Below are 13,779 nucleotides of genomic sequence, written 5' to 3'. Positions count from 1 at the left end.
GGCGGAAGTACGGCCGTGTCCAGGCCGTGCAGCAGACGCCGTACAACGAAATCTAGGAGACAACCGTGTCAGTGCCAGAGAATTTCACCCTCATCGTCGACGGCGAAGAGACCACGGTGGATACTGGCACCACCGGTGCGCAGCTCTTCTTCGACCGGCGCGACGTCGTCGTGATGCGCGTCCACTCCGTCCTCAAGGACCTGGATACCCCGCTGGAGCAGGGCGACGTCGTAGAGTCCGTCACCATCGAGTCCGAAGACGGACTGAATGTGCTGCGCCACTCCACCGCGCACGTGATGGCCCAGGCCGTGCAGCAGCTGCGCCCCGATGCCAAGCTGGGCATCGGCCCGTACATCAAGGACGGCTTCTACTTCGACTTCGACGTCGCCGAGCCGTTCACCCCGGAGGACCTGAAGACCCTCGAGAAGATGATGCAGAAGATCATCAACTCGAACCAGAAGTTCGTCCGCCGCGTGGTCAGCGAAGACGAAGCCCGCGAAGCCATGGCCAACGAGCCGTACAAGCTTGAACTGCTGGGCACGAAGGACGGCGCCGAGGAAGCCGGCGAAGGTGCCGGCATCGAGGTCGGCGCCGGCGAGATCACCATTTACGACAACGTGGACCGCAAGTCCGGCGACGTCGTCTGGTGCGATCTGTGCCGCGGCCCGCACCTGCCCAACACCAAGCTGATCTCCAACGCCTTCGCCCTCACCCGTTCCGCCGCCGCCTACTGGCTCGGCAACCAGAAGAACCAGCAGCTGCAGCGCATCTACGGCACCGCCTGGCCCACCAAGGACGCGCTGAAGGCCTACCAGGAGCGCCTGGCCGAGGCGGAGCGCCGCGACCACCGCAAGCTGGGCACTGAGCTGGACCTGTTCTCCTTCCCGGATGAACTGGGCTCGGGCCTGCCGGTGTTCCACCCCAAGGGCGGCATCATCCGCAAGGCCATGGAGGACTACTCCCGCCAGCGCCACACCGAGGCCGGCTACGAGTTCGTGTACACGCCGCACATCACCAAGGGCCACCTGTACGAGGTTTCCGGCCACCTGGACTGGTACCGCGACGGAATGTTCCCTCCCATGCACGTGGATGAGGTCACCGATCCCGAAACCGGTGAGGTCACCAAGCCCGGCCAGGACTACTACCTGAAGCCGATGAACTGCCCCATGCACAACCTGATCTTCCGCTCCCGCGGACGGTCCTATCGCGAACTGCCGCTGCGCCTGTTCGAATTCGGTTCCGTGTACCGCTATGAGAAGTCCGGCGTGATCCACGGCCTGACGCGCGTGCGGGGCATGACCCAGGACGACGCCCACATCTACTGCACCCGCGAGCAGATGAAGGACGAGCTGACCACCACGCTGAAGTTCGTGCTGGACCTGCTCAAGGACTACGGCCTGGATGACTTCTACCTGGAACTGTCCACCAAGGACCCGGAGAAGTATGTCGGCTCCGACGATGTGTGGGAGGAAGCCACCCGCACCCTCGCCGAGGTGGCCGAAGCCTCCGGCCTGGACCTGGTCCCGGATCCGGGCGGCGCCGCCTTCTACGGCCCGAAGATCTCCGTCCAGGCCCGCGACGCCATCGGCCGCACCTGGCAGATGTCCACCATCCAGCTGGACTTCAACCTGCCCGAGCGGTTCGAGCTGGAGTACCAGGCTGCCGACGGCACCCGCCAGCGCCCGGTCATGATCCACCGCGCCCTGTTCGGTTCCGTGGAACGCTTCATGGCCGTGCTCACCGAGCACTACGCCGGTGCGTTCCCCGCCTGGCTGGCACCGGTGCAGGTGGTGGGTATCCCCGTGGCCGAAGCGTTCAACGACTACATGTTCGACGTCGTCGACAAGCTCAAGGCCCACGGCATCCGTGCCCAGGTGGACACCGGAACCGACCGCTTCCCGAAGAAGATCCGCACCGCGTCCAAGGACAAGGTCCCGTTTGTCCTGATCGCCGGCGGTGACGACGCCGAGGCCGGTGCCGTCTCCTTCCGCTTCCGTGACGGCAGCCAGGACAACGGCGTGCCCGTTGAAGAGGCCGTCAAGCGGATTGTCGAAGCCGTCCGCAACCGGGATAAGTAAGGGCGGCGGGGACGCTATGCGGGAACAGCCTGACGACGCCGCGGTGACGGACACGTTCGAACTCGCCGGCGTCCCCGACGCGTTCCAGCGGCTCTGGACTCCGCACCGGCTGGCCTACATCAAGGGCGGGCAGAAGCAGGTCTCCTCCAAGGAGACCTGCCCGTTCTGCGCCGCACCGGAGCGGTCGGACGAGGAATCGCTGATTGTCCACCGCGGCCGGCACGCCTTCGTGATCCTGAACCTCTTCCCGTACAACGCCGGCCACCTGCTGGTCTGCCCGTACCGGCACGTGCCGGACTACACGGACATCGACCCGGAAGAGACCGCCGAGATTGCGGCCCTGACGCAGACCGCCATGCGGGTGCTGCGCAAGGTGTCCAGCCCCACCGGCTTCAACCTGGGCATGAACCAGGGCGAAACCGGCGGGGCCGGGATTGCCGCCCACCTGCACCAGCACATAGTTCCGCGCTGGGGCGGGGACGGAAACTTCCTGCCGATCATTGCGCAGACCAAGGCCATCACCCAGACCCTCGGCGAGGTCCGCCAGCAAGTGGCAGATGCCTGGCCCCAAGAGGGCTCCGGCCCGGACAGTGAGGACTGATACGTGCTCAACAAATACGCACGGGGATTCTTCACTGCCGTCTTCACCCCGCTGGCAAGCTGGCTGCTCCGCCGCGGGGTAACCCCGGACATGGTCACCATTGCCGGCACGCTCGGCGTGATGATCGGCGGACTGGTCTTTTATCCCCTGGGTGAGCTGTTCTGGGGAACCATCTTCATCACCGTCTTCATCTTCTCCGACGTGGTGGACGGGATCATGGCCCGGCAGCAGCAGCGCACCGGCAGCTGGGGCGGGTTCCTGGACTCCACGCTGGACCGCTTCGCCGACGGCGCCCTGTTCGCCGGCGTCGCCATCTGGTTCTTCACCGGCGGCGGAAACGATGCGATCGGCATTGCAGCCGTCCTCTGCCTGGTAGTCGGCATGCTGGTGTCCTACATCCGGGCCAAGGCCGAGTCGCTGGGCTTCAACGCCAGCGTCGGCATCGCCGAGCGTGCCGAGCGGCTGGTCTCCCTGCTGGTGGCCACCGGACTGGTGGGACTGGGGGTGCCGGAGATCCTGCTGCTGGTGGTCCTGGTCCTGCTGACCCTGGCCAGCTGCGTCACCATCGGACAACGGATGCACACCGTGCGGAAGCAGGCCCGGCTGGGTAACCCGGCCGCATAGAAGCCACATCGAAAAGAAGGCGGGAACCGAATCATCGGTTCCCGCCTTCTTTTCAACCCGTCCGGACTGACCGGGCTGCTGCCTAGGCCAGGCCGCGCCGGTCCAGCAGCGGCTGGATTTGCGCATCGCGTCCGCGGAAGTTCCGGAATGCCTGCAGCGGGTCGATGCTGTTGCCGCGGGACAGCAGTTCCGTCCGGAAACGGTCGCCGTTCTCCCGGGTCAGGCCGCCGTTTTCCCGGAACCACTCGACCGTGTCGGCGTCGAGCACTTCGCTCCAGATGTAGGCGTAGTACGCCGCAGCGTAGCCGCCGGCAAAGATGTGCTTGAAGTAGCCGGTCCGGTAGCGCGGCGGCACCAGGTCCAGGTCGACGCCGGCCGCCGCCAGGGCGGCGGCCTCGAAGGCTTCCGGATCTTCGACCGTCTCGCCGGGTGCCAGTTCGTGCCAGGCCAGATCCAGCAGGGCGGCACCGAGGTATTCGGTGGTGGCGAAGCCTTCGCCCCAGACGGCTGCAGCATTCACCTTGTCGAGGACCTCCTGCGGCAGCGGCTCTCCGGTGACGTGGTGCTTTGCGAAGTTCGTAACCACCTCGGGCCAGAGCATCCACATCTCGTTGACCTGTGACGGGTACTCAACGAAGTCGCGGGGGACGGCGGTGCCGGAGAACCGGGGATAGGTGACGTCCGAGAACAGGCCGTGAAGCGCGTGGCCGAATTCGTGGAACGCGGTGACCACCTCGTCGAAGGTCAGCAGGGTGGGCTCACCTGCCGGGGGCTTGGTGATGTTCAGGTTGTTCACGACCACGGGCGGGTCGTCCAGCAGCCGGGACTGGTGGACCAGGGAGTTCATCCAGGCGCCGCCGTTCTTGGTGTCCCGGGTGTAATAGTCGCCCAGGAACAGGCCAAGCCCGGTGCCGTCGTCGTTCTTGACTTCCCAGACCCGGACATCGGGGTGGTAGCCCGGCAGGTCCGTCCGTTCGGTGAAGGTCAGACCGTACAGCCGGTTGGCGGCGTAGAAGACACCGTCAGTGAGGACGCGCTCCAGTTCGAAGTAGGGGCGTAGGGCGGCGGTGTCGACGTCGAACTTTTCCCGCCGGACCTGCTCCGAGTAATACGCCCAGTCCCAGGCTGCCAGCTCGTGTCCGTCCTTCCGGGCCGCTTCGCGCAGCTCTCCGGCCTCCGCCTTCGCGTTGCGGACGGCTGCCGGGGCGAGCTTGTCCAGCATCGCGTGGATGGCGTCCAGGGACGGGGCGGTCTGGTCATCCGTGCCGTACTCGGCATGGTTGGCGAAACCGAGCAGTGCGGCCTTCTCTGCACGCAGCGCAGCCAGTTCAGCGGCGAGGGTAAGTGTGTTCGCGTTGTTGTTCCGGAAACCGCGGTTGCGGGCGGCTTCGTGCAGCCGACGGCGGCTCTCCCGGTGAGTGAGTGACGCGAGAGCGGGCTGCGGGGTGGGCAGAACCAGGGACAGCAGGTACTTGCCGTCGTGCCCGGCCTCCTTCGCAGCGGTCGCTGCGGCAGCGATGTCGTCGTCGGACAAGCCGTCCAGTTCGGCGGCATCGTCGACCAGCAGGGCCGAATCGTTGGTGTCCTTCAGCAGCCGCTGGGAAAACTCGGTGCCCAGTTCCGACAGGCGCGCGTTCAGTTCGCGCATCCGGGCCTGCCCGGCGTCGTCCAACTGGGCGCCGGCCCGGATGAACTGGCGGCGGTACTCGGAGACGAGCCGGGCCTGTTCATCGTCCAGGCCTTCTGCCTCTGCCGCGACGGCTTCCACCCGGTCAAAGAGCTGCCGGTTGAGGTACACAGCGTCCTCATGGGCGGCGAGCCGGGGGCTGACCTCCTGCTGGATCCGCTGCACACCCTCGGTTGCGTGCGCGGCGCAGAGGGTGAAGAAGGCGACGGCGGTACGTCCCAGCGCCTGGCCCGAGCGTTCCAGCGCCGCAATGGTGTTGCCGAAATCGGGGGCGTCCGGGTTGGCCGCAATCCGCTCAATCTCCGCGGCGTGCCCGGAAATCCCGGAGTCAAAGGCCGGCAGGAAAACGTCTTCGTTGATCTGCTCGAACGGGGGTAGCTGGTACGGCAGGCTGCTCGGGGAAAGGAAAGGATTGTCCATAAAGCCCAACAGTGGCACAGCGCGGCGTCCCGGACCAACATGACGCTGCCGTAGGATCGCACCGATTCCCCGTTGCCCGCAGTCGGCAGGCCTGGGGGCGAGATGCGCGGGGGAGTTCATGAAACGCAACCTTGATGTCCGCAGTGGGGTGAAGGCTCCGGCACAGGTCCGGGTGCCGGGACGGAGCCGCCTGCCGGGACTGATCCGTCTGCCGGGACTGGGGGCGGTGCTGGTGCTGGCCTTGATGCTCGGCGGCTGCATGGCGGAGGAGGGTGCGGGGCCGGAGGGCCGCCGAAATCCCGGTGGGCCGTCGTCGTCGGGGTCGGCAGCTGCCGCGCCGCCGTCGTCGTCCGCGGACGCCGTCAGCGCCGGCCAAGGACCGGACTGCCCCACGGAGAACTGCTTTTCCCTGATGCTTGCCGGCGACCTGCTGGTCCATCCGCAGCTGTGGGAGCAGGCGGCGGCGGATGCGGCGTCCACCGGCAAGGGGCCGCTGGACTTCGAACCTCTCCTGGCCGGGCAGGGTACCTACATTTCCGCAGCGGATCTGGCGGTGTGCCATATGGAAACCCCGGTGGCTGAGACGGACGGACCGTATGCGGGGTATCCCAGGTTCAACGTGCCGCCGCAGATCCTCACGGCGGCGGACGCCGTGGGTTTCTCCGGCTGCACCACCGCCAGCAACCACACCATTGACGCCGGAACCCAGGGGTTGAACCGGACGCTGGGCGTGCTGGATTCCCTCGGCCTGGCGCACACCGGCTCCTACGCCGCGGAGGCCGGCGCCGGTGCACCCATGGTCCTGTCAGCCTCTGCCGGGGACGTTGCCGTGATCGAGGCGACCTACGGATTGAACGGGCTGGAGGCGGAATACCCCTGGCAGGTGGACCTGCTCGATGCTCCGGCGATGATCACCAAGGCAAAGGCAGCCCGTGCGGCGGGGGCCGACGTCGTCGTTGCTGCAATCCATGCCGGTGATGAATACGCCTCGGCGCCCAATGCCCAGCAGATGGAAACCGCCCATGCGCTGGCGGACAGCGGGGAGTTCGACTTCATTTACGGCCACCACACGCACTCGGTCCTGCCGATCGAGCACTACAACGGCACGTGGATTGTCTACGGGCTCGGCAATGCCGTGACGGAGCTGTCGCCCTGGTACGACGTCAACAATGAAGGCCTCATCGTGCGCGCCCAGTTCGCCCGCGACGACGCCGGGAAGTGGTCCGTCAGCGACCTCGCCTGGGCGCCGTCGGTCGTTGTCCGCGACCCGTACCGGTGGTGTTCCGTCGCCGGGGACCTGCCGCAGGGGGAGTGTGCGCCGGTCCCGCAGCGGGAGGCTGTGCGTGCGCGGACCATTCCCGTGGTGGAGTCTTTGGGAGCGGTCGATGCCGGGGCGCATGAGTGGCTGGTGACTCAGGAGGACGGCGGGCCGTAGGGGGGGGGGGCGATGCCTGGGTGTGGGTTCCTGGAGGCTTCGTCCCGCCATCCGTTCCCGCCACCAGCCGTCCCTTCCTTCCTCCACAGGGCAGGGCAGCGGGCCGTAGCGCTTTGCGGAGCGGCTTAGGCGCGTAAGGCGACATGATGAGCAAGGAAAACTGCTGCCCCTAACGTCACCCGTTTGTCAGCTTGGCGGAGAGCTTTAATAGCCTCCATGGAATTCGCGCGCCCCGTGTTCCCTGTGCGGTGAAGCACCTCTTCAGCCCATGCAAGTGCGGGCTCAGGAGGCTGAGCGCTCGTGGGAAGCGGACCGCCGAATATGGCCTGCAGTCTCACGCGGGGATCCACCCTGTCTCCAAAGATGACCGCGGCCCATGTGCTTTGCATCGTTTTCCTCCTCGCCCTCAAACTACGGGCCCCACCTGTCGTGCGCCTGCGCCTGAAGACGGAGAATTGCCCGCAGGCCGATCCTTTACGACGGCGGCGATAGCCGCGTGCGGCCGGCGGCCCGGGTCCTGTCGCGTTTGGACGTCAAGCACATCAAAACCTGCTCCGAGGAGCATCTGTCGCATCTGGTCAATCGACCAGTAATAGGCGGTCGTCACCGCGTGTGCAAAAGGCTCGGCAGCCGAGCCCTCGAAGAATCCTAAAAGCAGGTGTCCGCCCCGGGCCAAAGCGCGGGCGATTTCCGAGAACACCGCAGGAAGCTCGTCGGGATGAACGTGAATCAAGGAGTACCAGGCCAGAACCCCGTGCAATGAGCCGTCCGGCACACCGAGATCCCGGAACGAGGCGACGCGAAACGGCACATCCGGGAAACGTGTCCGCGCAGCGTCGATAAACTCCGGCACGAGGTCAATGCCCTGGACGTCCACCCCACGCCGGTGCAGCAGATCCGTCCAATGACCGGGACCGCATCCGACGTCGAGCACCGCGCCCCCGATACGGTCCGCCCACTGTTCAATGCGAAGTCGGTCCAATTCGTGCATGTCCTCGACGGAGCCCAGGAGGCCCGTGTACTCCGCGGCGCGTGCCTGGTACGCGGTCCGGACAAGTTCATCAGCCATGCGCACGAGACTACTTGGTGGGAAGCTCGACTGGATTGCCGCCTCAGGGGGGGGCTTCTCACCCGCAAACGCTGTTGCTGGTCTCACCGCCGCCGTGATCGCTGCCGCTGCAGCCATCTGCTGGTTCCATTTCCCGGCCTGCCCGCTGCGCAAAGCACTGGCCCCGCCCGCCGGACCGTCCGTCCGTTCGCCTACGCGCTGACGGTTCGACGGGCAAAAATCACGCAGCCCTGCCGCCGCGACCGGCGCCCACCCGGCGGCAGGATTGCCTATGATTAAAGGACCGGTTGTGTACCTGCAGGGCACTCCGCTCCCGAATAGCTTCGCTGTTGTTCCCACCTGGTGATGTAAATGACCCTAGTGCGTCATGATTCTGCCCTCCCAAAGTCCGTAGCACCCGCCCGCCGGCCGGCGTCGCTGTCCGCCCGCGGACTGCTTATTGACTGGGATCCCGCGACCTACCGGCAAACGCTCGAGCGCTTTGCCGGGGACCGGCAGATCGCCGTCCCCCATCGGGAAGCCGAAACCGGCTCCCCGTTTCCCTTCCGCCTCAGGGTCCTGGACGCCGAGGTTCCGCCGCCCATCATGCTGCACCCGCATTGGGAACAGGCGTTGGCGGGTTTTGTCCGGGAACAGGCACGGGGCCTTCCACTGGGTGCCGGAAACCGCAACTACAAGGACCGCAATCCGAAATGTGAGGTTGCCGTAGCCCTCACGCCGCTGCGCGTGCTTGCCGGGGAACGGACCACGGAGGAACTCCAGGCCATCACTTCCGGGCTGGACCTGCCGTGGCTGCGTTCCTACCTCCGCTTCCGCCATGAGACGGTCATCCACTCCGTACTGCGCATGACACCCGGCGAAACCGCAGCCGCACTGCGGGAAACGGCCGACGCGGTGGACCGGATCGGGGACGTTCAAGGACCGGCCGCTGAGGCAGTCGCCGTAGTACGCCGGCTGCAGCAGCTTTTCCCCAACGACCGCGGCATCCTGCTGGCCATCTGCATGAACTTGATCCGGCTGGATCCCGGACAAGCAGCCGTGATCCCTCCCGGGTGCCTGCATACCTATCTGTCCGGCCAGGCGGTGGTGGTGATGGGCACCTCTGATAATGCGCTGCAGGCCGGCCTGACCAGGGAACATGTGGACCTCTGCGAACTGCAGCATCTGACGGGCGGCGGACAGCCTCAGCCGTCCCCCCTGCCCGTGCTTGATACCGGCCGCGGCGAGCAGCACATTCCGCTCTGGAGCGAGGATCTGGACCTGCGGCGTGTGGTCGTCGAGGATGATCCAAAGCCCGTCCGCGTGGGGCCGTTCAGCGTAGTGCTGGCCGCGCTGGAACCGGCCTGCATCACCGTGGATGAGGTCACGGCGGATATGGAGCCCGAAGCGAAGATCCTGTACGCCGGCGAGCCCGTGACGGCCACACTCACGGGGCCTTCCCAGATCTTCGTGGCCTCGACGCTCTAGCTGCTCTCCAGGGTTCGTGCCGCTAGGACTGCCGTCTTACCGCGGCCGCTGCCCGGCGTGCTGGCGTGCCATTTCCGAGAGCTTCGACAGCTGGGCCAGGTCCTCTTCGGAACGGGGCACGGGGGAGAAGCTGCCGAACTTCCGGATGGCCGCCTTCTCGATCAGGAAGTCGGCAATAGCCGGGTTCTTCGGGAGAAGGGAACCGTGCAGGTAGCTCGCTACGACGTTCTTGTAGCGGGCACCCTCGGTGCTGTCCTTGGTGTTGTTGCCTTCACCCTTGCGGATCTCCGCCAGCGGTTCCACACCCGGGCCGAGGAAGGTCTGGCCGCTGTGGTTCTCGTAGCCGTGGATCTCGCCGAACTCCTTGCTGAGGGACAGTACGTTGCCGATCAGCCGCACGTCGCCGCCGTGGGTTTCCATATCCAGGATGCCGATGCCCGGAATGAGGTCGCCCTCATGCGTCTTGAAGAACCGTCCGAACAACTGGTAGAGGCCGCAGATCACCAGCATCGGCAGGCCGTCGTCGGCGAGCCGCTGCAGCGTCGGGGCGAGTTGCTGCAGGTCCTGCTGGATTACCACCTGCCCGCTGTCCTGGCCGCCGCCGCCAACAATGATGTCAACGTCGGCCGGGAACTCGCCACCGGCGTTGTATTCCTCGACAACAGGGGAGTAGCCGTACCACTTCAGGCGCTGCTTGAGCACCAGCACGTTGCCCCAGTCGCCGTAGATGTTCATTTCCCGCGGGTAAAGCTGCAGGATCTTGATTGTGCGGTCCTCGGTCATGAGACCACCTCTACCTTCGTGATCTTGGAGAGCTCCCGGCGCACGGCCAGCATGGCCGTATACGTGCAGAAGATCCGCATGGGAACCCCGGGGGAGTCCTTGATGAAACGCTTGAGCCCGTCCGTGATGTCCGGTTCGATCGTGCGCACCGGTACGTCGTCGTACTTCAGGCGCAGTGCCATGTCGTAGGCCCGCACGCCGCTGACGACGTCGACGCCGCCCTCGGCCAGGGACTCGAAGTCCACATCCCAGAGCCAGGACATGTCCCGGCCGTCGGCGTAGTTGTCATTGATCGCGATCATGGTCGAATAGCCGTGCGCGGCAAAGGACTTCAGTCCCAGGCGGAAGCCGCTGGGGTTCTTAACCAGCACCAGTTCCAGCGGCTGGCCGTTGACGGTCAGGGACTCGCCGCGGCCGAAGGCAGGCTCCACATTGGCCAGCGCCTCGAACAGTGCGTCGGAGTCGAGGTCGCTGCCCTTGATCGTCCGTGCAAACGCGAGGGCGGCAGCGGCATTGAAGATGTTGTAGACGCCACGCAGCTTCAGCCCGGAGGTGCGGACCTGTCCGTCGATGAGGAAATCCGCTTCCGTTTCGCCCACGCGTTCAAGAACGACGTCGGCCTCCTGGGTGGCGGCCAGCGCCTCGGCAAGGCTGCCGCGCATCTCGTCGTCGTTGGGGAAGGTGCTGCGCAGCGACGCGTCGAGCCCGAAGTACACGGCACGCTGGCCGTTGAGGGACTCGGCGATGCCCGCGACGCGGGGGTCTTCGCGGTTCAGGACCACAGTCTCGGTGGTGGCCCGGGCAATGGACTCCAGCAGGCGGGTCGTTTTGTCGATTTCGCCGAACCGGTCCAGCTGGTCACGCAGTACATTCAGCAGCAGGCTGTACCGCGGCTGGATCAGCTTCACGAAGTGCACGGCGTGGGCCTCGTCCAGTTCCAGGACCGCGATATCGGCGTCCAGGTGCCCGCGCAGGCTCACTTCGCCCAGCAGTGCCGCCGCGACGCCGCGGGTGAAGTTGCTGCCCGTGCGGTTGGTGAAAACCTTCAGCCCTTGGCTTTCGAGGAGCTCCACCACCATCTTGGTAGTGGTGGTCTTGCCGTTGGTGCCGGAGACGACGGCGACGCCGAGCGGCAGGTCTGCAAGGGTGCGGCGAATGAAATCGGGATCGATTTTCTCCACCACCAGGCCCGGCAGGGCGGAGCCGCCGCCACGCAGTTTAGAGGCACTGCGGACCAGTTTTCCGACCAGGATGGAGAAAGAACTCATGGTTACTGAATATAGCGCACACCCCTGTTCCGGCAGTGGTTCCAACGCGTGAGGCTGCACGCATCCGGACCGTTCCACGCCGGTTTAGTGCCCGTGATCGCGCTGGGAATCGGAGATCGGACGCGTTTCCGGCCCGGGAAACGGAATCGGTCGCTAGAATTGTGGCAGTGCGTTCGGGACGCTTAGCCTGTCTCCCTGTCCGGCCCGGGTTCCCGGAGGCCTGGACGGGCGGCCGGCAGCCGGACTTTTTTATCGATCAGAGGAGAAGCGTAGAGCATGTCGGGCCACTCTAAATGGGCAACCACCAAGCACAAGAAGGCCGTAATTGATGCCAAGCGCGCCAAGTCCTTCGCCAAGCTGATCAAGAACATCGAAGTGGCGGCACGCGCCGGCGGAGCCGACATGGCAGGCAACCCTGCCCTTGAACTCGCCGTGTCCAAGGCCAAGAAGACGTCGGTGCCGATTGACAACATCAACCGCGCCGTCAAGCGCGGCGCCGGCCTGCTCGGCGAGGCCGTCGACTACCAGACCATCATGTACGAAGGCTACGGCCCGCAGGGGTCCGCCCTGCTGATCGAGTGCCTCACGGACAACAAGAACCGTGCGGCCTCCGAGGTCCGCCTCGCCGTGACCCGCAACGGCGGCAACATGGGTGATCCCGGTTCGGTGGCCTACATGTTTACCCGCAAGGGCGTCGTGAACCTGCCCAAGAACGGCCTCACCGAGGATGACCTGCTGATGGCCGTGCTCGACGCCGGTGCGGACGAAGTGAAGGAATCCGGCGAGAACTTCGAAATCATCTCGGAGCCGCAGGACCTGCGTGCCGTCGTCGGCGCCCTCGAGGAAGCCAGCATCGAGTACGAAACCGATGAAGCCGAGTTCGTACCGTCCATGCACGTGGAACTGGACGCCGATGCCGCCCGCAAGTTCCTGAAGCTCGTGGACGCCCTCGAAGACCTCGACGACGTACAGAACGTCTACTCCAACGCTGATATCCCGGCCGCCGTGATGGCCGAGCTTGAAGAAGACGACTAAGCGCCGCCTCCGTGTCCTTACGCGTCCTGGGGGTGGACCCCGGCCTGACCCGGTGCGGCCTTGGTGTAGTTGAGGTTGAGGGAAACCGCCGGGCCACCCTCGTGGCCGTCGGAGTCGTCGGCACTGTGGCCGGAACCGCGCTGGATGCGCGGCTGCTGGTCATCTCCGAAGCCATCGAGCTGTGGCTGGACACGCACCGGCCGGATGTCCTGGCCGTGGAACGCGTGTTCAGCCAGCTCAATGTCAGTACCGTCATGGGGACCGCCCAGGCCTCCGGCGTCGTTATTGCCGCTGCTGCCCGGCGCGGCATCCCGGTTGCCCTGCACACGCCCACCGAGGTCAAGGCAGCGGTCACCGGCTCCGGCTCGGCCAACAAGGACGCCGTCGGCAAGATGGTGACCAAGATCCTGCGGCTGGACGAAATGCCCAAGCCGGCCGACGCCGCCGACGCGCTGGCCCTGGCCATCACGCATGCCTGGCGACGCGGCGTGGCCGGTCCCGGACCGACGGCCGGCTCCGCATCGCGGGGCGCGGCACCCAGGACCGGCCTGACGCCGGCCCAGCGGCTGTGGGCGGAAGCCGAAGCCCGGGCAAAACGCGGAAGCTAGCGGGCATCAGGGGAATGCGGACACCAGCAAGTAGGGTATTCGTAGATATGTTCTATACAGCCTCTGGAGTTCCTTCATGATCAGTTCCCTCCGCGGGGTCGTTTCGCACGTGGGCCTCACTTCCGCCGTCATCGATGTCCACGGACTCGGGATGCTCGTTCAGGCGACCCCCCAGACGCTGGCGGCGCTGCGGACCGGAAGCGAAGCCTTCGTGCACACCGCCATGATCGTCCGCGAGGACTCCATGACGCTGTACGGATTCACCGACGCCGATCAGCGCGAAGTCTTCGAGATCCTCCTTGGCGTCAGCGGCGTGGGACCGCGCATTGCCCTGGCCGTGCTGGCTGTCCACACGCCCGAAGCCATCCGTGTGGCAGCGTCCAGCGGCGACGATAAGGCCTTCAGCAAGGTCTCCGGCATCGGCCCCAAGGGCGCGCGCCGCATTGTCCTGGAACTGGCGGACAAGCTCGTGCCGCACGGAACAGTGGAAAACCCGGCAGCGCCGCGTTGGCAGGAACAGGTCCTGGCCGCAATGACCGGCCTCGGCTGGTCCGAAAAGGACGCCACAGCGGCCATCGAAGACACGGCCGCAGAGCATCCCGATATCGCTGCCGCCGGCAACGTGGGGGAGATCCTCAAGCTCACCCTGCGGCGCCTGGGTACGGACGGTGCGCGGACCTCTTCGCGCCGGAAGGTTGGCTGAG

12 protein-coding genes are annotated in these 13,779 nt (G+C 66.0%); 8 read left to right on the top strand and 4 right to left on the bottom strand.

Annotated features, from left to right (window positions below; genetic code table 11):
- Nucleotides 1–65: 65 nt before the first annotated feature.
- Genes thrS through pgsA form a run of 3 tightly spaced genes read left to right on the top strand, consistent with a single transcriptional unit; the run spans nucleotide 66 to nucleotide 3,303 of the window.
- Nucleotides 66–2,078, top strand: coding sequence for a threonine--tRNA ligase (thrS, locus tag QNO03_RS03100; protein WP_229948621.1), 2,013 nt, complete (start codon nucleotides 66–68; stop codon nucleotides 2,076–2,078).
- 16 nt (nucleotides 2,079–2,094) lie between these two features.
- Nucleotides 2,095–2,679 (top strand): HIT family protein, encoded by a 585-nt coding sequence (locus QNO03_RS03095; RefSeq protein ID WP_289601817.1) that lies wholly within the window; start codon nucleotides 2,095–2,097, stop codon nucleotides 2,677–2,679.
- A 3-nt stretch (nucleotides 2,680–2,682) separates the two neighbouring features.
- The gene (pgsA, locus tag QNO03_RS03090) at nucleotides 2,683–3,303 is read left to right on the top strand and encodes a phosphatidylinositol phosphate synthase (RefSeq protein WP_289601816.1); all 621 of its coding nucleotides are present in this window, start codon (nucleotides 2,683–2,685) and stop codon (nucleotides 3,301–3,303) included.
- A gap of 82 nt (nucleotides 3,304–3,385) precedes the next feature.
- Here pgsA and QNO03_RS03085 read toward each other — a convergent pair whose 3' ends face one another.
- The gene (locus QNO03_RS03085; protein ID WP_289601814.1) at nucleotides 3,386–5,410 is read right to left on the bottom strand and encodes a M3 family metallopeptidase; all 2,025 of its coding nucleotides are present in this window, start codon (nucleotides 5,408–5,410) and stop codon (nucleotides 3,386–3,388) included.
- A gap of 118 nt (nucleotides 5,411–5,528) precedes the next feature.
- Between QNO03_RS03085 and QNO03_RS03080 the strand changes: the two genes are divergently transcribed.
- Complete coding sequence (locus tag QNO03_RS03080; RefSeq protein WP_289601812.1) at nucleotides 5,529–6,845, top strand: CapA family protein; 1,317 nt, start codon at nucleotides 5,529–5,531, stop codon at nucleotides 6,843–6,845.
- 406 nt (nucleotides 6,846–7,251) lie between these two features.
- Here QNO03_RS03080 and QNO03_RS03075 read toward each other — a convergent pair whose 3' ends face one another.
- Nucleotides 7,252–7,914: a class I SAM-dependent methyltransferase gene (locus tag QNO03_RS03075; protein ID WP_289601811.1), complete on the bottom strand. Its 663-nt coding sequence runs from the start codon at nucleotides 7,912–7,914 to the stop codon at nucleotides 7,252–7,254.
- Nucleotides 7,915–8,265: 351 nt separating this feature from the next.
- On the opposite strand from QNO03_RS03075, the gene QNO03_RS03070 reads away from it, so the two are divergent.
- Nucleotides 8,266–9,381 (top strand): type I phosphomannose isomerase catalytic subunit, encoded by a 1,116-nt coding sequence (locus QNO03_RS03070; RefSeq protein WP_289601809.1) that lies wholly within the window; start codon nucleotides 8,266–8,268, stop codon nucleotides 9,379–9,381.
- Between the two features lie 36 nt (nucleotides 9,382–9,417).
- Here QNO03_RS03070 and QNO03_RS03065 read toward each other — a convergent pair whose 3' ends face one another.
- Nucleotides 9,418–10,164, bottom strand: a complete 747-nt coding sequence (locus tag QNO03_RS03065) for a type 1 glutamine amidotransferase (RefSeq protein ID WP_289601808.1) — start codon at nucleotides 10,162–10,164, stop codon at nucleotides 9,418–9,420.
- Nucleotides 10,161–11,432, bottom strand: coding sequence for a Mur ligase family protein (locus QNO03_RS03060; RefSeq protein WP_289601806.1), 1,272 nt, complete (start codon nucleotides 11,430–11,432; stop codon nucleotides 10,161–10,163). Before QNO03_RS03060 ends, QNO03_RS03065 begins: the two co-directional genes overlap by 4 nt.
- Before the next feature lie 276 nt (nucleotides 11,433–11,708).
- Between QNO03_RS03060 and QNO03_RS03055 the strand changes: the two genes are divergently transcribed.
- The 3 genes from QNO03_RS03055 to ruvA all read left to right on the top strand — a co-directional run bounded on the left by QNO03_RS03055 (nucleotide 11,709) and on the right by ruvA (nucleotide 13,778).
- Complete coding sequence (locus QNO03_RS03055; RefSeq protein ID WP_227921280.1) at nucleotides 11,709–12,467, top strand: YebC/PmpR family DNA-binding transcriptional regulator; 759 nt, start codon at nucleotides 11,709–11,711, stop codon at nucleotides 12,465–12,467.
- Between the two features lie 11 nt (nucleotides 12,468–12,478).
- A complete protein-coding gene (gene ruvC, locus QNO03_RS03050) occupies nucleotides 12,479–13,075 on the top strand; it encodes a crossover junction endodeoxyribonuclease RuvC (protein ID WP_289601803.1) in 597 nt (198 codons plus the stop codon).
- A gap of 76 nt (nucleotides 13,076–13,151) precedes the next feature.
- Nucleotides 13,152–13,778, top strand: coding sequence for a Holliday junction branch migration protein RuvA (ruvA, locus tag QNO03_RS03045; RefSeq protein ID WP_289601802.1), 627 nt, complete (start codon nucleotides 13,152–13,154; stop codon nucleotides 13,776–13,778).
- The last annotated feature ends 1 nt before the right edge of the window (nucleotide 13,779 follow it).

This window comes from Arthrobacter sp. zg-Y877, from assembly GCF_030373105.1.
In the GTDB taxonomy this organism is placed as follows: Bacteria; Actinomycetota; Actinomycetes; order Actinomycetales; family Micrococcaceae; genus Arthrobacter_B.
Note: the sequence above shows the minus strand (reverse complement) of the source record. Positions and strands in the feature narration are given on the sequence as shown.